At 70.9% G+C, this 21,532-nt stretch carries 14 protein-coding genes; 6 read left to right on the top strand and 8 right to left on the bottom strand.

The window, feature by feature from the left end; translation table 11 throughout:
* Positions 1-169 precede the first annotated feature (169 nt).
* Positions 170-334: a 50S ribosomal protein L33 gene (rpmG, locus tag ACQP2O_RS41930; protein WP_252843362.1), complete on the bottom strand. Its 165-nt coding sequence runs from the start codon at positions 332-334 to the stop codon at positions 170-172.
* A 228-nt stretch (positions 335-562) separates the two neighbouring features.
* On the opposite strand from rpmG, the gene ACQP2O_RS41925 reads away from it, so the two are divergent.
* Positions 563-4,303: a hypothetical protein gene (locus ACQP2O_RS41925; protein WP_433174768.1), complete on the top strand. Its 3,741-nt coding sequence runs from the start codon at positions 563-565 to the stop codon at positions 4,301-4,303.
* Between the two features lie 211 nt (positions 4,304-4,514).
* Here ACQP2O_RS41925 and ACQP2O_RS41920 read toward each other — a convergent pair whose 3' ends face one another.
* From ACQP2O_RS41920 to ACQP2O_RS41895, 6 genes are all read right to left on the bottom strand, one after another.
* Positions 4,515-4,742 (bottom strand): ferredoxin, encoded by a 228-nt coding sequence (locus ACQP2O_RS41920; RefSeq protein WP_433191332.1) that lies wholly within the window; start codon positions 4,740-4,742, stop codon positions 4,515-4,517.
* A 5-nt stretch (positions 4,743-4,747) separates the two neighbouring features.
* Positions 4,748-5,857, bottom strand: a complete 1,110-nt coding sequence (locus tag ACQP2O_RS41915) for an NADH-ubiquinone oxidoreductase-F iron-sulfur binding region domain-containing protein (RefSeq protein WP_433191330.1) — start codon at positions 5,855-5,857, stop codon at positions 4,748-4,750.
* Positions 5,858-6,064: 207 nt separating this feature from the next.
* Positions 6,065-6,964 (bottom strand): ferric reductase-like transmembrane domain-containing protein, encoded by a 900-nt coding sequence (locus ACQP2O_RS41910; RefSeq protein WP_433174767.1) that lies wholly within the window; start codon positions 6,962-6,964, stop codon positions 6,065-6,067.
* A complete protein-coding gene (locus ACQP2O_RS41905; RefSeq protein ID WP_433174765.1) occupies positions 6,964-8,316 on the bottom strand; it encodes an FAD:protein FMN transferase in 1,353 nt (450 codons plus the stop codon). The genes ACQP2O_RS41910 and ACQP2O_RS41905 overlap by 1 nt, the downstream gene beginning before the upstream one ends.
* Entirely contained in the window at positions 8,316-8,630 is a 315-nt protein-coding gene (locus ACQP2O_RS41900; protein WP_433174764.1) for a hypothetical protein, read from the bottom strand. Before ACQP2O_RS41900 ends, ACQP2O_RS41905 begins: the two co-directional genes overlap by 1 nt.
* Before the next feature lie 72 nt (positions 8,631-8,702).
* Complete coding sequence (locus ACQP2O_RS41895) at positions 8,703-10,829, bottom strand: ArnT family glycosyltransferase (RefSeq protein WP_433174763.1); 2,127 nt, start codon at positions 10,827-10,829, stop codon at positions 8,703-8,705.
* 323 nt (positions 10,830-11,152) lie between these two features.
* On the opposite strand from ACQP2O_RS41895, the gene ACQP2O_RS41890 reads away from it, so the two are divergent.
* The 5 genes from ACQP2O_RS41890 to ACQP2O_RS41870 all read left to right on the top strand — a co-directional run bounded on the left by ACQP2O_RS41890 (position 11,153) and on the right by ACQP2O_RS41870 (position 20,873).
* A complete protein-coding gene (locus ACQP2O_RS41890; RefSeq protein ID WP_433174762.1) occupies positions 11,153-13,684 on the top strand; it encodes a beta-L-arabinofuranosidase domain-containing protein in 2,532 nt (843 codons plus the stop codon).
* Between the two features lie 536 nt (positions 13,685-14,220).
* Positions 14,221-15,717, top strand: a complete 1,497-nt coding sequence (locus tag ACQP2O_RS41885; protein ID WP_433174761.1) for a family 43 glycosylhydrolase — start codon at positions 14,221-14,223, stop codon at positions 15,715-15,717.
* 58 nt (positions 15,718-15,775) lie between these two features.
* Positions 15,776-18,538 (top strand): RICIN domain-containing protein, encoded by a 2,763-nt coding sequence (locus ACQP2O_RS41880; protein ID WP_433174760.1) that lies wholly within the window; start codon positions 15,776-15,778, stop codon positions 18,536-18,538.
* 127 nt (positions 18,539-18,665) lie between these two features.
* Positions 18,666-20,126 (top strand): benzaldehyde dehydrogenase, encoded by a 1,461-nt coding sequence (locus tag ACQP2O_RS41875; protein ID WP_433174759.1) that lies wholly within the window; start codon positions 18,666-18,668, stop codon positions 20,124-20,126.
* Positions 20,127-20,192: 66 nt separating this feature from the next.
* Positions 20,193-20,873 carry a YceI family protein gene (locus ACQP2O_RS41870; RefSeq protein WP_433174758.1) on the top strand — a complete coding sequence of 227 codons (681 nt, stop codon included), beginning with the start codon at positions 20,193-20,195 and terminating at the stop codon, positions 20,871-20,873.
* 6 nt (positions 20,874-20,879) lie between these two features.
* Here ACQP2O_RS41870 and ACQP2O_RS41865 read toward each other — a convergent pair whose 3' ends face one another.
* Positions 20,880-21,524 carry a LysE family translocator gene (locus ACQP2O_RS41865; protein WP_433174757.1) on the bottom strand — a complete coding sequence of 215 codons (645 nt, stop codon included), beginning with the start codon at positions 21,522-21,524 and terminating at the stop codon, positions 20,880-20,882.
* Positions 21,525-21,532 lie beyond the last annotated feature (8 nt).

Here is a 21,532-nt window from a genome sequence, read left to right as displayed (position 1 = left end):
GAGGCCTCGATCGTCTCCAGGTTTGCCCGGTCTCCGCGGCCTTCGGATCCGGCCGGCCTGCGAGTCGGGTTCTTTTCGCAGGTCCGGCCGGTCTCGTGGGTCGCGTGCGTCCCGGGGCCGGGCGGTCTCCGGGGGCCGGATTCGTCTCCCGGTAGGCCCGGTTCGCGGGTCAGCGCTCTTCGCGGAAGGCGACGTGCCGCCGGACGATCGGGTCGTACTTGCTGAGCGTGAGCCGGTCAGGGTCGTTGCGACGGTTCTTCCGGGTCACGTAGGTATAGCCGGTGCCGGCGGTGGACCGGAGCTTCAGCACCGGCCGGAGCGTGTTCCTCGCCACTGTGGGTTCCCCTCTCATCGGCACGGTCCGTCCGTACCGCTATCGATAACGAAAACCGTTCTCGGTTATTCCTGATCGGGGCACTGTCCGGCGACGACGGTCACGCGGGGCGGGAGTGTGCCGTTCCGGCGAGGTGATCGGAAGTTGATCATTTTCGCTGTGCCTTGTCGGTGGGTCCTGAAATGCTCGAACGCCTTGACGGCACCGGCCTTGCGAAGGGGAAACGAGATGTCCACCGATCTGTACGGTGCGCGGGTGATGGCGGTCGCCGCCGACCGGATGAGCGTACGGATACGCGTGTTCGTCGTCTACTACGAGGTCGCGCAGCGCCGTGCCCTGGATCTTCCGGACGATCCGGCGTTCTTCCTGCGGGTGCTGTGGGACTGGGCTGCGTACCCGGGGCGTGAGGAGTCGGGCGACCGGCCGCTCGCGGAGATCGAGCTCGACCAACTGCTCGACGAGGGCTGGATGGCCGCACACGCCGGGGAGTACGTGCCGCAGGTCGACCGGGTGGCCGAGCGCAACGCGGTGCCGACCGCCGAGGACTGGGAGCACCTGAGCGACTTCTACTACGAGAGGCATGGGGGCTGGCTCGACGAACACCGGCTCGTCCAGGCCGACTACGTGGTGCGGGTGACCGATCCGCGCCACCTCGCGGGCGTGGAGCCGGGCCATGGCCGGGCCACCGTCTGGTATCCGAGCCCCGCCATACGAGTACGGTCCGATGACGGTCCGTACGTCCCCCGGTTCTCCGAGCCGGTCGCCGTCGTCGTGCCCTTCGCCGACCGTACGGAAGAGGGACGGTCCCTATGCGACCTGGCCTTCTCCGACGACGGGCGCTATCTCGCGGTCGCCGGTCAGCGAGGCGACGTGCGGGTGTACGACACCGGTGACTGGACGGAGCGAGCGCGCTTCGACACGCCGCACGACCTCATCGGCCCGAGGTTGATGTGGGTGCCCGGCCGCCACGTGATCACGGCGCGGCCACCCGCCCTCGAATACGAGCCGCAGCCGGCCTGGGACGTCGACACCGGTACCGAGGCCGACGTGCCCATCGAGTTCGGATTCCGCCGCTCACGTACCGGGCGTTACCGGATCGAGTACGGCATGGGGCCCGGAGTCGAGTTCGTCAGCGCGCCGTTCACCCCGGACCGTACGGTGCTGCTCGGCCTCGACGCGGAGGCCGACGCGCGGGACGAGCCGCCCACCGCCGACGGGGTCCGCTTCAGCGCGGACGAGTCCCGGATGTTCGCCCTCGACATCGAGGAGGAGCACGCGAGGTTCTCGGTGCTCGATCCGGACACCGGCCGCTTCCTGGGTGTCGTCGGCACCTCGGCCGAGATGGTCCTGGACTTCGCGGTGAGCCCGGACGGCGCGTACCTGGCGATCGCCGAGGAGACGGAGCCGTTCGTGGTCGAGCCCACCATCCGGCGGGTCGCCGACGGCGGCGAACTCGTTCTCCGAGCCGGGCTCGGCCGGTTCACCGCGAACATCGACTGGTCACCGGACGGCCGGCTGCTCGCCATCGGCCTGCACCATGGGCCGGGCGCCGACGCGCCGAGCGAGCTACGGATCTTCCCGGTCGGGGTGTCGGACGAGGCGGCGAAGGCGTGGCCGGAGGGTGGCATGGTCGCGGCCGGCGCGCGGCCCCACGTGATCAGCCGTCACTTCCCCGAGGTCGCGCCGGGCGAGGGAGCGGAGGCGCGGCCGGAGGGCGGCACGGTCACGGCCCGCGTGCGGTCCCAGGGGACCGGCCGTCACTTCCCCGACGTCGCGCTGGGCGAGGAGCGGGATTCCCTGGTCGGCGGCGAGTCCGTAGGGCGGCTGCGCCGGGTGGCGGCGGGCGAGGACCCGTCGGCCGGACCGTGGGCCGCGGTGGCGCTGAGTCGGCTCGATGGCGCCACCGCCGGTGAGGCCGACCCGATCATGCGCGCAATGGCCGCCGAGATCACCGGAGAGACCGCCACCGCACGCGCGATCTACGAGGCCCAGACCGGTCCTGCGGCCGCTCTCGCGAAGGCACTGCTCGGGCGGCTGCTCGCCGACGCCGAAGCCCGCGTCGAGCATCGACCCGCCGACGCCGACGCAAAGACCGACGCCGAAGCCCACGCGGATGCCGTCGCCGACGGTGATGGCGATGCGCGGCGCGCGTGGGAGCTACTTGGCGGGGCGCAGGACTCCGCCAGCCCGCTCGCCGACGCCGAAGCGCGGGCCGAGCACCGACCCGCCGACGCCGACACCAACGCAGAGGCCGACATCGATGCCGATGCCCGCGCCGAGGCCGCCGACGCCGACGTGCGGCAGGCGCGGGAGTTCCTCGTTGAGGCGCAGGATTCCGCCGGCCCGCTCGCCTCGTCTTATGCCGGATATCTGCTTGGCGGGATGCTGATCGACTCCGGTGAGGCCGAGGCGGCTGAGGCGGTGCTTCGGCGAGCCTGCGACACCGCTCTCCGAACCCGCGAGAGTCCGTACGGGCTGCTGCCCTGGATCGCCGTACGGCTCGGTGAACCGCTGGCCGAGCGGGAGGCCGGGCTCGAAGAGATCCGTGAGGCGTTCGCGCTTGCCCAGCCGCTGCGCGAGATCGCCGATCCCGGCCTCGCCACTGTCGGCCTCGGTGTGCTCGACGCGAATCCGTACGCGGTGCGGGGTGCTCTGGAGTGGCTGCGCGCCTGGAACGACGAGCGTCACGCCCACGCCTGCCGGCTGGCCACCCGGCTCGGCGCACGGATCGTGGAGGACTCGGATGATCCGTCCGACCATCCGCTGGCCGACCTGCTGCGGGAGCTGGACGGCTCCTCTGAGTCCGCGGCGTATGCGCTGTGGCTGACGGTGCGGGAACGTCGGCGCGCGGGTGGCTGGAACGGTGCCCTGCGGGCGTGGGCGGACGTGGCCGACACGGGCCTGCTGCCGTACGCGCGGTGGGCCGGCACCTGCCAGGCCGTGCTGCTGACCGTCCGGGGCGACGAGCCGGGAGCGCGGCACGCCCTGCGCCACGGCCGTGACGACCGGTTGATCGTGGAGATCGCCGACGCCCTCCGCGAAGCGGAACGGAACGATGACGCGACGACCGCCTACACGATGGCCACCGACGGCGACGATCCGCGCGCGGCGGGCCGCGCGTGGCTGGGACTCGGCCACATCCACTCCGCGGACGGCGGGTTCGAGGACGCCGCCGTGGCGTACCTGAACGCACGGCGGCTGGCGGAGGGCTCGCACGCGACCAATGCGGCGTACAACCTGTCCACCGTCCTCACCAAGCTGGGTGACACCGAGGGCGCGGTCGAGGCGGCCCGGGACGCCCATCGGGGCGCGGAGGCGGCCGGCGACCCGCCACGCGGCCGGGCCCGTACCGCGCAACGGCTCGGCGACACACTCCGTCGCCGGCGTGACTGGGCCGGAGCCCGGGACGCGTACCAGGCCGCCGTCGACGCCTGGCGTGAGTACTGGAACGAGGAGTACCCGTTCGACGCCCGGTGGGCCCTGCTGCACCTGGCCCAGGTCCAGGGGCTCCTCGGGGAGCGCGACTCCTCCCGGCGGATCCTGCGGAAGCTGCTGAAGATGTTCGCCAAGCCGCGGGACGAGGAGCAGAAGGAGATCGCCGTGATCGCCGCGCTGGCGATGGGACTCGACGCCAAGGCTCAGCGTGACCTCAAGACGGCCAGGCCGTGGTTCACCAGAGTGATCGACTCGGGTGACGCCAACCACATCCCCACCGCGCTGGCCCACCTGGCCGAGCTGCACTACTTGCTGGGGGACAAGGCCGAGGCGGCCCGCCACTACGAGCGGGTCCTGGAACTGAGCGACAACCCCGAGTACGTCGCCGAGTCCGCGTACCGGCTGGGCGAGCATCTCGCGGAGACAGGAGATCACACCCGAGCCATCGAGCTGATGAACCGCACGCTGGCCGCCGGATTCCCCGGCTTCGATGCCGACGCCGGGCGACTGCTCGCCCGGCTGCGCACGTCGTAGCGAGAGCACCGGCCGAACCGCCGCCCTGAACCGGCAACGGGTCCGGAGGAACGGCCTCTCGGCGCGGCGGCCGTGCCGCTCTGGAGGGCGCTGCCGCGCTGGTTCAGGCGGCTCTGGGGTGCGGTGGTGCCGTGCGGGTTCAGGCGGGTTTGGATTGCGGTGGTGCGGTGCTGGTTGGGGCGGTTCTGGGGTGCGGTGGTGCCGCGCGGGTTCAGGCGGCTCTGGAGCTCGGCGGTGTACGCTGCCGGGATTCGGCCAGGCGCAGCGCCAGGCGCGGGCACAGGGAGACCGCCCGGCGGGCGTTCGCCTGCCGGCCGGGCCCGACCCGGGCATCCTCGATGATCGGATACCCCCACTCGTCGAGAGTGACCAGCTCGGGAAGGATCTCCGCGCACAAGCCGGCGCCGTCACAGGCGATGCGGTCGATTCGCAGTTCCATGGTGCTCAACTCGCCCTCCGGTACGTCAGGGTCTCCACGCAGTGACCGTGCAGGTGGGCCTCCACCTCGTCGGCGAAGACGCGCAGCGCGCTACCGGTCAGCCGGGCGACACCGTCGGGATGGGCGCATCCGCCCCGCCCCGGCAGCAGCCCTGTCCGCGCGCGCAGCCGGTCCACGTCGGCGCGCGTCGCTCGGCCGTCGGCGAGGAGCGCCAGGTCCCCGGCGACCGCCGGCAGCCCGAACAGGCACGGTCCGCACTGCCGGGCCCCCTGCCCGGACATCCAGCCCGCGATCGCGGCGGTGCGGCGCAGGCCGCAGACCCCGTACGGGAGAGCCGACACGATTCCCGCGCCGAGGGCCGCGCCCGCCGCCTGGAGGGGCTCGGGTGCCAGCGGGAGTTCCCGGGCCCGGTCGCCCGGCAGCCATGCGCCGCCGTACCCGCCGAGGAGGACGGCCGGCGCCGGCCCCGTCACCGCGCCCACCGGCGTGCCGACCGGGACCTCGAGCACTCGGATGTCCGGGTCCGAGACGCTGACCAGCATGGTTCCGGGATCATCGGCGGTGCCCACAGACCGGAACCAGGTCGCTCCATGGCGGGCGATCAGCGCGACGTGCGCGAACGTCTCAGCGTTGCTCACGAGGGTGGCCCGGCCGCCGATCCCCTGCTCGTAGGGCCGGTTCGTGGTGGGGATCGCCGGGCCGCCGTCGATCCAGCGCACCAGCGCGCTCTCCTGACCGGACAGGAAGCGGTCGGGCCCTTCAACCACCTCGATCGGCACCGGGTCGATGCCTCGGCGGGCGCGCCCGGCCACGACGCTTCGCAATGCCGACACCAGGCCGCCCACCTGCATGGGGTCGGTGCTGTGGTGGGCGTGTTCGGCCATGATGCCCCGCATCGCCGTCCCCGGGCCGCTCACCGGCGCGGGGCCGGTGCTGTGGTGGGTGTGTTCGGTCGTGACGTTTCGCAGTACCGGGTCCGCGCCGCCCACTGGCACCGCCAGGATGATGCGGTCCGCGCCGACCGTCTCGGCGGCCAGGGCCGCCCCGTCCAGGACCAGGTGAGGCGCGACCGCCAGCAACCGTGCGTCCTTGGCGCTCAGCGGCTCGCCCTCCATGGCGTTCACCACCACCACGGGCGGCCGCCGCCAGCTTCCGCGCGGTGGGGAACCAGCCGCCGCCACGCCCCCGGAGGCCGGCGGCGGCGATCTCCTCGGCGAGCGGTCCCAGCGAGCCCGGCCGTGCCGGGCCGCGCAAGGGCAGGTTGCCGTGCCGGGTGAGGTGTCGGCTCAGGTCCGGGCCGGTCACGGTCAGCAGTCGCTCCGTCATCGTGGTCCTCCGTAGGTGGGAGCGGCCGCCGGCGCGGACCGGCGGGCAAGATTCGGCGGCATGTCGGCGACATCCGGTTCGATCCGGGCGGTGTGTTCGGCCATGGCCGCGTGGTCGGTCGTGGCGATGTGTGCGGCCATGGTGGGGTGTCCGGCCGTGGTGATGTATCCGGCCACGGTGGTGTGTCCCGCCGTGGTGGTGTGGCCGGCCACGGTGGCGTGTTCCGCCATGACCGCTGGGCCGGCCATGGTGGCGCGCTTGACGGTGGCGGCCTGCCGGGCTGCGGCGGCGCGGATCACTGCGGCCGCCGCGACGGCGGCGGTGCAGCCGACGGCGAGCGTGAGCACGACCGTGTCGTCCGTGCCGATTCCCAGCCCGTGGACCAGCGCTACCGGCCAGGACGCGTACGCCAGCCAGTGCACGGCGCGCCAGGTGCGCAGCCCGAGCCGGACCCGCAGCAGGCTCGTGACCACCAAGGCGATGATCAGGTCGAGCGCGACCGACCCGAGCCCGACCCAGAAGGGGCGGTACGCGGAGACGAAGGGGACGACCGCGTCGACCCACCGGATCGCGACGTACGAGTCGATCACGCTCGTCGCCACGTGCAGCGCGATGAGGACCACCGACAGCAGCGACAGCGAACGGTGCAGCGCGGTCACCACGTACGACGCGCGGCGCGTTCCCGCCGGACGCCGCCCGGAGCCCCCGGCCCGGGGGTTTCCCGCGCGCGAGGCCGACGCTCCCCGGTCGCCTGCCCGCGAGCCGGCCGTCGGCGGATTCCCCATTCGCGGGCCGCGCGCGCTGCGGGCCGCGACGAGCAGGCCGAGCACGGTCACGGCCGTGAGCAGCACCATCGATACCAGGCCGAACGCCCGGGTGGCGTACCAGAGGGCCATCACCCGGCCACCTTCACGCCGGGGCGCTCGCTGTGGTCGTCCGGCCAGCCGACGATCGTGTGCACCCAGCCGTCGGCGTGGACGAGCCGCGACGGCAGCCCGTGCCGGGCCAGCCAGCCGCCGGCCCCGTGGCCGCGCACGAGGGCGGCGGTGCTGGCGGTGTTGGCGTCGACGCAGGTCCCCGCCGACACCGAGACGGTGCGCCACGGGCCGCGGACCGGCATGCCGGTTCGGGGGTCGACGATGTGCGTGACCGTACGGCCGTCCGCCATGCGGCGGGTCCGGACCGCGAGGCTGGAGGTGGCCAGCCCGCCTGGCGCGCGGAGCGTGATGTCCTGACCGGGCGGCAGGCTTCCGTCCGGCCTCAGCCGGTGGTCGTCCGCCACGCGGACCGGCCAGCCGTTCACCGGCACGGGCCCGGCGACCGCGATGTCGCCGGCCAGCGCGACGAGCACGCCGCAGCCTGCCGCCGCGCTCGCCTCGGCGGCCGCCCGGTCGGCGGCGAACGCCTTGCCGACGGCGCCGAAGTCCAAGGTGAGCCCGCGCGGCACCGACACGGTCGTGGACGCCGGGATGATCTCGATCGACCGCCAGTCCTTGCCGGTCGGCACGGCGAACCCCGGTCCCAGCCGGGACCGCCCGGCCTCCGCGCCGCCGCGGAAGGCAGCGACATCGTTCGGACGGGTCACGTCGGCCGTCGCCGATCGTCCGGTCTCTGTGCCGCCGCGGAATGCGGCGATGTCGTTCGGGCGGGTGTCTTCGGTCTTCGTCGATCGTCCGGTCTCTGTGCCGGTGCGGAATGCGGCGGCGTTGTTCGGGCGGGTGTCTTCGGTCTTCGCCGACCAGCCGGTCTCTGTGCCGGTGCGGAATGCGGTGCCGTCGTTTGGGTGGATGTCCTTGGTTCCCGCCGACTGTCCGGACTCCATGCCGCCGCCGAATGCGGCGGTGTCGTTCGGGCGGGTGTTCTCGGTCCTCGGCGATCGTCCGGCCTCCATGCCGGTGCGGAAGGCGGTGACGTCGTTGGGACGCGTGACCTCGGTCCCCGGCGACAGCCTGACGGCTCCCGCCGACCGTCCGACGGCGGTCGGGTCGACCAGCCCGCCGGTGAGTTCGGCGGCGCGCAGCGCCGCCTGCAGCACGTCCAAGAATGTCGTGCTGACCCGGACGGCGTATCCGGAGCCGGCGTTCACTCGGGCCAGGTCCGAATCGTCGCGGTAGGCGCTGCAGGCGGCGTCGACGTCGCGGATCACCCGGTCGACGGCCGCGCGGGCGACGGCCAGGCGGTCCGGCTCGGTGACCGCGACGGTCGCCGAGCCGCCCCACAGCGGGAAGGTCTCCTGAGCGGTGCCCATCACGATCCTCCTGAGGTGACGGTGCCGGATCCGTTCGACGAACCTGATCCGGGTGCCTGCGTGGGCTGGGTGAGCCCGCCGCTGGATCCGGAGTCCGTCGTGCTGCTCGAGCCGGACGAGCCGCCGGTCGTGCCCGAGTCCGATCCGGTGCTCGTCGTGGTTCCGGTCTTCGTCTGTGAGTCGGCCTGCGTGACGCCGAAGACGGCCGCCAGCCCGGCGGCCACGGCCAGCGAACCGGCCGAGGCCCAGACGGTGATGCGGCGGACCAGGGACACGCGCCGGTCCCGGCGTCCGCCGTCCTCCCACCTTTCCATTTCTTCTCCTCCGATCTCTCGCGGTACTTCCGATGCTCGGCGGTGAACGTGAGAGCGGGATGAGCCGCCGGATCAACGTGTCTGAGAAAGGTCGTAGACCGTGACGCCGCCGACGGTCTTGGCGGTGTAGTGCTGCTGCACCCAGGTCGCGATCTGCTGGGCGTCGTCGCTGCCGCTGGAGTTGCCGCCGCGCATCATGCCCATGCCCGACCCGCCGATGAAGTAGTGGATCCTGCCGGCGGCGACGTACTGCTGGAACCTCTGCAGGCTCGGCGCCGGGTCGGTGCCGTTGAACCCGCCGAGCGCCATGACCGGCGCGCCGGTGGCCAGCTGGTATCCGGAGGCGTTGTTGGACCCGACCGTCGCCGCGACCCAGGTGTACGAGCGCGCGTTCTGCTTGAGCAAGGCGGTCAGCGCGGCGCTCGGGGTGGTGGCGTTCAGCAGCCCACCGGGGCCGCCCATGCCACCGGGCCTCCTGGTCGAACCCGGTCCGCCCATGGCGCCTCCGGCACCGCCGGGCGCCTGCGGCATGCCGCCGGTGCCGCCCTGGCCGCCTCCGGGGAACCCGCCTCCGGGGAACCGGTTCTGTCGTCCGCCGAAGCCGCCGCGCGCGCCGGGGCCGCCCCGGCGGCCGCCGAATCCGGGCATTCCGCCGGGCCCGCCGGACGACGGTCCCGCCGTGGGGATCGCTCCGGTATGCGACGTGTTCGCCGTGTCGACGGCGTACGCGGCCGGGCCGGCGACCGACGTCAGGGCGGCGACGGCCACGGCCGCTCCGATGACCCGGCGCGGGGCGCGGCCGGCAGAGGCGAGCAGCGCGGCGGCGAGCAGGCCGCCGACCAGCACGACGAACCGCAGCCACGGCAGGAAGTCCGGGGTGCGGCCGAGCAGGACGTACGACCACCACGCGGTCAGCGCGACGGCGCCGGCAAGGGGCACGGCGGCGGCCGGTCGGTGCCGCTCGCGCCACAGCACCGCCGCGCCCATGCCGGTGAGCGCCGCGACCGCCGGGGCCAGCGCGATCGTGTAGTAGCCGTGGAAGATCCCCTGCATGAAGCTGAACACCAGGCCGGTGACCAGCAGCCAGCCGCCCCACAGCGCGAATCCGGCGAACTCCCTCCGGCGGTCCCGTCCCCACGTCAGCGCGAGGCTGGCGACCAGCAGGACCAGCGCGGCGGGCAACAGCCAGGCGATCTGCCCGCCGAGCTCCGCGTCGAACATCCGGGTCCATCCGGCGTCCTGGTTCAGGTTGCCGAGGCCGCCGGTCTCGTCGCCGTTCAGGCGGCCGAGGCCGTTGTAGCCGAGCGCCAGTTCCAGGACGCTGTTGTGCTGCGAGCCACCGATGTACGGGCGGGAGCCCGCCGGGACGAGGGCGACGATCGCGACCCACCAGCCGGCCGCCACGACCAGCGCCACACCGGCGAGCAGCAGCTGCCGGACCCGCCGCCAGATCGGCGCGGGCGCCAGCAGCAGGTACACCAGCGCGAACGCGGGCACGACCAGGAACGCCTGCATCATCTTGGCCAGGAAGGCGAGCCCCACGCAGGAGGCGGCGATCACGAGCCACCGCGTGCTCGCGTTCTCCAGCGCCCGCACCAGCCCGTACGCGCCGAGGGTGAGCAGCAGTACGAGCAGCGCGTCCGGGTTGTTGAAGCGGAACATCAGCGCGGCCACCGGGGTGGTCGCGAGGACCGCCCCGGCCAGCAGCGCCCCGCCGATCGCGATCCGGTCACCGCGTTCGCCGGTCCGCACCCGGTCGCCGAGCCCGCTGAGGGAACGCCGGACCGCCGCGTACAGCACTCCGACGGTCGCGACCCCCATGAGAGCCTGCGGCACCAGGACGCTCCAGGAGTTCACGCCGAAAATGCGGGCGGACAGTTCCATCGGCCACAGCGCCATCGGCGTCTTGTCGACGGTGATGAAGTTCGCCGCGTCGGAGGAGCCGAAGAAGAAGGCCTTCCAGCTGTGTGTTCCGGCCTGGACGGCCGCCGAGTAGAAGGAGTTGGCCCAGCCGGAGGCGCCGAGGCCCCATACGTACAGCACCGCCGTCGCGGCGAGCAGTCCGAGCAGTGCCGGGCGCGCCCAGGCCGGGTCGGCGGCGTCGCCGCGGAGCAACCGGCGCGCCGGGTTGGTGCTCCGGGAGGCCGAGGCGCCCTGCCCGGGGTCGGCCTGCCGGGGTGGTCCGGTCATCGATGTCATGACTCGACGGTCGGCGGCGGACGTTGGGGGTCCCTGAGCCGATGATGAAAGCCGGGTGAGAATTCACCCAAGGCGGCGTCGGCCGGTCACCGGCCGTGGTTCGTGCCTGCTGAGGAGAGCGGCTGCGCCTTCTCCGGCGGCCGGTGGCCTCCGGGCCGGCATCCGACTGCTCTCGAACGGGCGTGAAAGCCGTCTTGTCAGCGTCATCCCGATCATCAACAATCGAGGAACCGCGCCGGTGGTCCGGGTAGGCGTACTTCTCGCAGGAGCCACGCTTTCCACCGTCGTGAGCACCTGTCACGCCTACCCACCTTGGGGGTTCAGTGAGACGCTCACGCCCTGCCAGCACGCCGTCCGAGACCCAGACCTCGATCAACCGGAGAACGCTCCTGAGCGCGGGCGCCGCCGTCGTCGGCGGGTCGATGCTCGGCGCGGTGGGGCTGCCCAGAACAGCCCGGGCAGCCCAAGCAGCTCAAGCAGCCCGAGCAGCCCTGGCCGCGCGGACCGACGCCGGAGTCTCCGTCTACGCGTTCCCGCTCTCGGCGGTGACCCTGCTGAGCGGTCCGTTCCAGCAGAACATGACCCGTACGCAGGCGTACCTGAACTTCGTCGACGCCGACCGGCTCCTGCACACCTTCCGCCTCAACTACGGCCTGTCCTCGAGCGCGCAGCCCTGCGGCGGCTGGGAGGCCCCGGACGTGGAGCTGCGCGGGCACTCGACCGGGCATCTGCTCAGCGCCCTCGCCCAGTCGTACGCGAACACCGGCGCGTCCTCGTTCAAGACCAAGGGTGACTACATCGTCGGCGCGCTGGCCACCTGCCAGGCGCGCGCCACGGCGGCCGGGTACAACAGCGGCTTCCTGGCCGCCTACCCGGAGAGCTTCATCGACCGGGTCGAAACCCGCCAGAACGTCTGGGCGCCGTACTACACGCTGCACAAGATCATGGCGGGCCTGCTCGACCAGTACCTGCTCGCGGGCAACGCGCAGGCGCTGACCGTTCTGAAGGCCATGGCCGCGTGGGTCAAGTTCCGCATGGGCCGGCTCAGTTACAGCCAGCAGCAGAGCATGCTCGACACGGAGTTCGGCGGGATGAACGAGGTCCTGGCCAACCTGTACCAGGTGACCGGCGACCCCGACCATCTGACGACCGCCAAGTACTTCGACCACGCGCGGATGTTCGACCCGCTCGCCGCCGACAGCGACCAGCTGGCGGGCTTCCACGCCAACACCCAGATCCCCAAGATGCTCGGGGCGATCCGTGAGTACCACGCGACGGGCACGACGCGATACCACGACATCGCAACCAATTTCTGGGACATCGTCGTCGGGCACCACACGTACGTCATCGGCGGGAACTCCAACGGCGAGTACTTCCAGACGCCGGACAGCATCGCGGGCCAGCTCTCCGACACCACCTGCGAGGTCTGCAACAGCTACAACATGCTCAAGCTGACCCGGCAGCTGTTCTTCACCGACCCGTCGCGCACCGACTACATCGACTACTACGAGCGCACTCTCTGGAACCAGATGCTCGGCGAGCAGGACCCGAACTCCGCGCACGGGTTCGTCACGTACTACACGCCGCTGCGCGCCGGCGGGATCAAGACCTACAGCAACGACTACGACGACTTCACGTGCGATCACGGCACCGGGATGGAGACGCACACGAAGTTCGCCGACAGCATCTACTTCTACGGCGGCAGCACGCTGTACGTGAACCTCTTCGTCGCCTCGACGCTGAACTGGGCGGCCCAGGGAGTCACGATCCGGCAGGACACCACCTTCCCGGAGGCCGCGTCGACGAAGCTGACCGTCACCGGCTCCGGCACGTTCACCATGAAGATCCGGGTCCCCGGCTGGGCCGCGGGCGCGGTGCTGACGGTCAACGGCTCGGCGGTCGCCGCCAGTCCGGGCGGGTACGCGACGATCAACCGGACCTGGTCGTCCGGGGACGTGGTGAACCTGACGCTCCCGATGGCGCTCAGCTTCCCCGCCGCTCCCGACAGCGCCACCACCCAGGCCGTGAAGATCGGGCCGATCGTCCTCGCGGGCGCCTACGGCTCGACCGACCTGTCGGCGCTGCCGACGCTCACCCCGTCCAGCGTGCAGGCGACGAGCACACCGCTGCAGTACACGGCGACGGCGAGCACCGGGACCGTCACGCTGCTGCCGTTCTACAAGATGCACCACCAGCGCTACACGGTGTACTGGACCGTCTCCAAGACGCTGCCGGAACTGGTCGCCTGGTACAAGTTCGACGAGACCTCCGGGACGTCGGCCCAGGACTCCAGCGGCAACGGCAAGACCGCCACGCTGGCCGGCGGCACGACCTGGACGACGGGACACAGCGGGAACGCGGTCGGCCTCGACGGCTCCTCCGGGTACGTCACGCTGCCCGCCGGCATCCTGGCCGGCGCGGCCGCCTGCACCGTCGCCGCCTGGGTGCGCCTGAACACGAGCAGCGCGTGGGCCCGGGTGTTCGACTTCGGCAGCGACACCACGACCAACATGTTCCTCACTCCGCAGAGCGGCTCCGGCACCGCGAGGTTCGCCATCACGACCTCGGGTGCGGGCGGCGAGCAGCAGATCAACGCCCCGGCGGCGCTGCCGACCGGCGCCTGGACGCACGTCGCCGTCACCCTCGGCGGTGGCGTCGGGGTGCTCTACGTCAACGGCGCCGAAGTGGCCCGCAACACGGCGATGTCCCTCACCCCGGGCGGCCTCGGCGGCACGGCCCAGAACCGCCTCGGCCGGTCCCAGTATTCGGACCCGTACCTGGACGGTGCGATCGACGACCTGCGCGTCTACAGCCGCGCTCTCTCAGCGTCCGAGATCGCCGGTCTCGCGCGGTGATCGGGCGGCCGCCCGCGTGACCTGAACACGAGCCGGCCGCCGATCGGCGAAGGCGCGCCAACGAGCGCGCATCTCCCGCCGATCGGCGGCCGGCTCACTCGACCGGGCCGCGTAGGGACCTGGTCGAGCCGATCCGGCGAACGCGGCTCCGTCCAGAGGGGCTGTGACGGGCGGCCGCCGCCGCACGGAGTGGACCTGTGACGGAATCCAGCCGGTGCCCGGCCCGCGAGCGGCCGGGTACTCGCTCACGAGCCGGGCACACGTTTTCCTCTCCGCCTCCTCCGGAGATACCGAAAACACCTAAAACGTTTTCGGTAACGTAAACACGCTGTACGAGCCGTGTCAACGCCGAGATTTCCGGGCCGTACCGAAATGGGTTCACGGATCTTGCTGTGTCCGTGAAAGACCCTTGCCAGCCCTTGGACGATCATCAACAATTGGGACACCTCCGCCGGTGGCCGGGTAGGCGCACTTTTCACGGACGGCGCTTCCACTGTCGTGAGTCCTCTGCCACGCCTACCCGTAATGGGGGTTCCGTGCGGCGCTCACGAGTCCTGTTCCAACTGTCCGCGGCCCTGCTCCTCACGACCGCACTCTCCCCGACGAGTTCGGCCGAGGCCGCGGTGTCCTTCTCCTCGACCGTCGTGAATCAGAACGGCGGTAACTGTATGGACGTGCCGTGGGGTACGTCCGACGACATCCAGCTCATCCAGTGGTCCTGTAACCAGGGGACGAATCAGAGCTTCACCTTCGCTCCGGTCTCGGGGACTTCCGATCAGTACACGATCAACACCGTGGCGGGTAAGTGCGCCGGGGTGTCGGGTGCCTCGACCGCGGACAACGCCACCGTGGGGCAGTCGGCCTGCAGTGGGGACAACAGTCAGAAGTTCCAGCTGGTGCCGGTGTCGGCGAGTGACAAGACGTTCAATCTCAAGGCCGTTCACTCCGGCAAGTGCATCGTGCCCTCGGGTGATGCCTCGGCCTCCAACACCGGCCTGGTCCAGCTGCCCTGCAGTTCGGCGACCTCCCGCGTCTGGCAGCTGCCGAACTACAGCGCGGGCGGCACCACGGGCGGGACCTACACCAACCCGCTCGACCTGCACGGGCCGGACCCGTGGATGACGTACTACAACGGCTACTACTACCTGGCCACGACCACCTGGAACTCCACGATCACCATGCGGAAGGCCACGACGCTGCGCGGCCTGGCCTCTGCCCCCGACACGGTGATCTTCAACCTGACCCGGTCGAACGGCTGCTGCAACATGTGGGCGCCGGAGTTCCACCTGCTCAACGGCCCCAACGGCCCGCGCTGGTACCTCTACTACGTCGCGGGGGCGAACGTCCCCGACTACCTCGGCACCCAGCGCATCCACGTGCTGGAGAGCGCCGGCACCGATCCGATGGGCCCGTACAGCTTCAAGGCCGACCTGCTCGATCCGACCGCGGACAACACGTGGGAGCTCGACCCGTCGATCCTTCAGCTGAACGGCAACCTCTACCTGCTCGGGACCTACTACGACGGCTCCCAGCCGATGTTCATCCGGCCGCTGAGCAACCCGTGGACGGCGAGCGGAACCCGTCATCTGCTCGCCACGCCGACGTACGGCTGGGAGACGGTCGGGGGAGCGGTCAACGAGGCGCCCGAAGTGCTCCAGCACGGCGGCAAGACCTTCATCGTCTTCTCCGCCAGCCACTGCTCCACGCCGGACTACAAGCTCGGCCTGCTCACCTACGACGGCGGTGACCCGCTGAACTCGTCGTCCTGGGTGAAGTCGTCGACACCGGTGTTCCAGCGCTCGGACGCCAACGGCGTCTACGGCCCGGGCCACAACGGCTTCTTCACGTCGCCCGACGGCACCGAGAGCTGGATGGTCTACCACGCCAACGACTCGGCGGGCGGCGGCTGCGACATGAACCGCACCACGCGGGCGCAGAAGTTCACCTGGAACGCCGACGGCACGCCGAACTTCGGTACGCCGGTGCGCCTCGGGACGACGCTGCCCGCGCCCTCCGGCGAGCCCGCCTCCTGACGTACTCCGATCGCATCATCCGCCAACGCCCCAGTCCCGCCAGAAAGGATGTGATCACGTGAGACGTTCCCGCCTGCTCTCGCTCTGCGCAGCCGGAGCCCTCGCCGTGGCCACCGCACTCTCCCCGACGAGTTCGGCCGAGGCCGCGGTGTCCTTCTCCTCGACCGTCGTGAATCAGAACGGCGGTAACTGTATGGACGTGCCGTGGGGTACGTCCGACGACATCCAGCTCATCCAGTGGTCCTGTAACCAGGGGACGAATCAGAGCTTCACCTTCGCTCCGGTCTCGGGGACCAGTGACCAGTACACGATCAACACCGTGGCGGGTAAGTGCGCCGGGGTGTCGGGTGCCTCGACCGCGGACAACGCCACTGTGGGGCAGTCGGCCTGCAGTGGGGACAACAGTCAGAAGTTCCAGCTGGTGCCGGTGTCGGCGAGTGACAAGACGTTCAATCTCAAGGCCGTTCACTCCGGCAAGTGCATCGTGCCCTCGGGCGACTCTTCGGCGTCCAACACGGGGCTGGTCCAGCTGCCCTGCAGCTCGGCGACCTCCCGCGTCTGGCAGTTGCCGGACTACACGACCCAGGGCGGCGGCGACCCGGGGAGCGGGACCTACGAGGGCTTCCCGTCCCTGCCCGCCTACAACGTGTGCGGGAACTCCGGCCTCGGCCGGTCGTACGGGACGAACTTCCCCACCCCCAACGACCCGTACTCTCAGGGCTACTACAACACCAGCGCGCTCGGCTGGGACGGCAACTACTGGCCGGTGACGACCTTCCTGTCCGGGTCGTACTTCGCGCGCGGTGTCAACAGCACCTACAACTCGCAGTACTGCGGCGGGATGTACTCCTTCAGCGCCTACAACTACGGCGGCAGCCACCCGGCGCAGTCGGTCCAGTGGACCATGGACAACGGCTACCTGCCCGCCCTGAAGACACAGTTCACCAGCGGTTCGGTCACCATCGCCATCAAGAACTTCGCGAACAAGGTGACGCTGAACGGCAGCGCCTTCTCGCTGATCTACACCCGGGTCTCGGTGACCAACAAGGGCTCGAGCTCGGTGACCGTGTCACCCGGCGGGTCCGGGCCCAACCTCGTACGGCTGACCAGTTCGTCGCTGGACACGGTCGCGGCGGGCGCGACCAACAACCACGACTTCGTGGCCGCGGTCGACAACTTCGGCAGCGGGGCGGCCTTCCCCAGCACGAGCACGCTGTCCTCCAGCGCGCCGAACTACGACACCGCCTACAGCCAGATGTCCTCGTACTGGAACGGCCGGCTGGGCGAGCTGAACACCTTCTCGCTGCCCAACGTCAGCCTGCCGAACACCGGCAACCTGGCCAACCCGGGCACGGCGATGACCAACGCCTACAAGGCGGCCACGGCCTACAACCTGATCATGCAGGTGGGCAAGGCACAGTTCTCGGCAGCCAACAACTACGCCTATATCCTCAACCACGACGTGCCCGGGGAGCTGATCGCCAAGCTGTCGACCGGTGACTTCCACGACGCGCAGAACCTCCTGCTCACCGCCCGGATCTCCGAGACGTCGGGCTGGGACGAGAAGGGCGCGAACTGGTACTGGGACGGGGTCTGGAAGACGCCCGAGATCTGGGCGATCTACCTGGCGAAGACGGGCGACACCTCGTTCGTGAACAGCTACTTCCACGACGACTCCGGCGGCTCCTCGAAGTGGGGCCCCAGCCTCTACACGATGATGCACAACTACTACCAGGGGCAGCTCGACTCCGACGGCACGCTGCAGACCAACTTCGACAACGACTCGACCGGCAAGTGGCTGTTCAGCAACTACTCGGCGCTGATCGGCCTCGCGTCCTACAAGTACATCGCGACCAGGCTCGGCCTGACCTCGGAGGCGACGTACGCGGACACCGCCTACACCAACCTCCTGAACGCCCTGAACAGGGTGGTCGGCAACAACGAGTCGGCCAACGGCTTCAACTACCTGCCCTGCGAGGTCGACAAGCCCAACAGCGCCAACCGCTGCAACACCTTCAACGACGCCAACTGGGCGTCGCCGGCCTGGGCGGGACAGAACCAGTTCGACACGATGCTGATGGGCGGCGCGCTGAACGGCGTCATCGGCGACCCCGGCCAGATCGACCGCATGTACCAGTGGGGCTTCGCCCGGCTGTCCGCGCAGGGCTACCCCTATCCGACCTTCGGCGCCTTCAACGGCTACTCCACCGGCTACAACACCTTCTACGCGTCCGACGGCCTCTACGGCGACAAGTACCGCGACATGCCGATCACCAGCTACGCCTGGCAGCTGGCGACCACCACGGGCGGCCCGAACGCCTGGTGGGAGGCCAACGGCAGCGGCCCGAGCTCGTCGAACCCGTGGAACGGCAACCACGCGGGCCCGGAGTTCGGCGCCTGCCCGTACGCCTGGCCGCTCGCGGGCCAGCAGCTGGGCCTGCTGAACTCGATCGTCGCCGAAGGACTGGCGTCGTCGGGTTCGGGCCCGTACACCTACACCCGGCCGCTCTACATCGGCCGCGGCATCCCCAACTCCTGGCTGGCGGCCGGGCAGACCGTCTCGGTGAGCAACCTGACCTCGTCGTACAACGTGAGCTCCGGCTCGCGCAGCACCTACGGGGTCTCGATCGCGGTCACGAACCCGGGCGCCCGGGCGATCACCGTGAGCATCACCGGCACCCCGCCCGGCGGCACCGCCTACATCTCGCTGCCCGTCTTCTCCAGCTCCTCGGTCACCTCGGTGAGCGGCGGAAGCTACAACTCGAGCACCCACACGGTGACGGCCACCGGAAACACGATCACCATCAACCTCAACAACTGACCGACCGACGACCGCGACCGTGCCGGGCAGCGCCGCTGTCCGGCACGGTCCCGCTGTCTGGGCCTTTGGCGGCCTCCACTCCGGGCATAGGCTGACGAAACCGCTCGAAGAGGAGGAACCGCGCATCATGGCTCTGCTGGACGAGAAGACCTGGACCGGCTCGGTGTTCGGCGACGGCTGGTACGAGCCGTCCGGCGGAGAGGCGCCCGTCGTGGAGCCCGCCACCGGCGCCGAACTCGGGCGCACCGGCAACGCCGCCGCCGAGGACATCGCCCGGGCCGCGGCCGAGGCGGCCAAGGCCCAGCGGGGCTGGGCCGCCACCTCGTTCGAGGAGCGCGCGGCCGTGCTCCGCCGCGCCGGCCTGCTGTTCGAGCAGCACGCCGCCGAGATCGAGCAGTGGATCGTCCGCGAGACCGGCGCGATCCCGCCCAAGGCCGCCCTGGAGACCCACATCGCCGCGCAGGAGTGCTACGAGGCGTCCGCGCTGGCCTCGCACACTCTCGGCGACGTCCTGCCGACCGCCAAGAAGCGCCTCAGCCTCGCCCGCCGGGTGCCCGCCGGCGTCGTCGGCGTGATCGCGCCCTTCAACTTCCCGCTCATCCTCGGCATCCGCTCGGTCGCCCCGGCCCTCGCGCTCGGCAACTCCGTCGTGTTCAAGCCCGACCCCCGTACGGCGGTCTCCGGAGGCGTCGTCATCGCCCGCGTCCTCGAGGAGGCCGGGCTGCCCGCCGGAGTCCTGCACATGCTGCCCGGCGGGGCCGAGGCCGGTGAGGCGCTCGTCGCCGACCCGCACGTCCGGGTCATCTCCTTCACCGGCTCCACCGCCGCCGGCCGCGCGGTCGGGGCGGCGGCGGGACGCCACCTCAAGCGCGCCCACCTGGAACTCGGCGGCAACTCCGCCCTCATCGTCCTCGACGACGCCGACCTCGACCTGGCGGTGTCGGCCGCGGCGTTCGGCTCCTTCATGCACCAGGGCCAGATCTGCATGACCACCGGACGGCACCTCGTCCACGAGCGGATCGCCGGCGAGTACGTCGAACGGCTCGCCGCCAAGGCCGACGGCCTGCCCGTCGGGAACCCCGCCACCGACCAGGTCGCCCTGGGCCCCATCATCGACGCGGGCCAGCGCAACCGAGTGCACGCGCTGGTCACGGCGAGCGTCGAGGCGGGCGCGCGCCTGGCCGCCGGCGGCACGTACGAGGGGCTGTTCTACCGCCCGACCGTCCTCGCCGACGTCACCCCGCAGACCCCGGCGTACGCGGACGAGGTCTTCGGGCCGGTCGCCCCCGTCAGCGTGTTCGGCTCGGCGGAGGAGGCGGTGGAACTGGCCGTCGGCACCGAGTACGGCCTGTCGCTCGGCATCCTCACCCGTGACGTCATGAAGGCCCTCGACCTCGCCGAGCGCATCCCCAGCGGCATCGTGCACATCAACGACCAGACCGTCGACGACGAGGCCGTCGCCCCGTTCGGCGGCGTCGGCGCGTCGGGCACGGGCTCGCGCTTCGGCGGCGCGGCGGCCAACATCGAGGCGTTCACCGAGACGCAGTGGGTCACCATGCAGGGCGAGATCGCCCGCTACCCCTTCTGAGGATTCTCTGATTCCCCGCTGGTGGGATGGCACCCGTCCACGCCATCACCGGGGAATCGAGAGTCCATGACCCGCAACTGGAAGCGCCTGCTGCTCATCGGAGTGGCCGTCGCCGTCGTCCTCGTCGTCGGAGGGCCGTTCGTCTACATCCACTTCTTCCAGGACAAGGCGCCCGCACCGCTGAGCGTCTCGGCCTCACCCCAGGCCGCCACGGGCGCGGCGGTGCCCGCCGACGGAACGTGGAAGGCCGCCTCGGGATCGCAGGCCGGATACCGGGTGAAGGAGGTGCTGTTCGGCCAGAACACCGAGGCGGTCGGGCGCACGAACGGCGTCACCGGCGACCTGACCATCGCCGGGACCAAGGCGACCAAGGGCTCGTTCACCGTGGACCTGACCACGGTGAAGAGCGACAAGGACCGGCGCGACCAGCAGTTCCAGGGGCGCATCATGGAGACCGCGAAGTACCCGAAGGCCACCTTCGCCCTCACCGAGCCCATCGACCTCGGCAGCGTGCCCGCGGTCGGCGCGAAGATCAATACGAAGGCGACCGGGAACCTCACGCTCAAGGCGGAGACCAGGAAGGTCACCTTCGACGTCACCGCGTCCCGTACCGCGCCGGGAGCCTTCGACGTGAGCGGGTCGATCCCGGTGAAGTTCGCCGACTGGAAGATCGCCAACCCGAGCTTCGGCCCCATCCAGACGCAGGACAACGGTCAGGTGGAGTTCCTGCTGAAGTTCACGAAGTGACCCTGGTCATTTCTCGTCGACGAGCAGGTTGACGGCGAACCCGAGGAACGCGATCCCGCTGATCTGCTCCATCCGGCGGCGGAAGGACGGCCGCCGGATCCGTTCGCTCAGCGCGTGCGCGGCGCCGGAGACCACCCAGTACCAGACCGCCAGCTCCACCATGTCCACGGCGCTGAGCAGCAGTGTGGTGCCGAACGTCGGCGCGCCGTGCGGGATGAACTGCGGGATCAGGCTCATGTAGAACACGCCGGCCTTGGGATTGAGCAGGTTGGTGCCCATGCCGGAACGGAAGGCGGTGAGCCATCCACGGGGCACCGCATCAGGAGCGACCTGATCAGACGCCTCGCCAGGCGAGGGTGCGCTCCGTCTCCGGGACCGGACCAGCGCCGAGATGCCCAGCCAGGTCAGATAGCCGGCTCCGGCGATGCGCAAGGCGTCATAGGCCAGGTGTGAGGCGGTGAGCAGCGCGGTGAGTCCCGCGGCCGTCGCGACGCTCCACACCACACAACCGGAGAGGATCCCGAGGGCGGCGGCCACACCGAAGCGCCGCCCTTGACCGGCGGAGGTGCGCACCACCAGCAGGGTGTCCAGACCAGGCGTGACGTTGATCAACGCGGCGACCCCGGCGAACGCCAACACGGCTGTGATCATGCCGGGGA

The organism is Actinoallomurus sp. CA-150999, assembly GCF_050942425.1.
In the GTDB taxonomy this organism is placed as follows: Bacteria; Actinomycetota; Actinomycetes; order Streptosporangiales; family Streptosporangiaceae; genus Actinoallomurus.
Note: the sequence above shows the minus strand (reverse complement) of the source record. Positions and strands in the feature narration are given on the sequence as shown.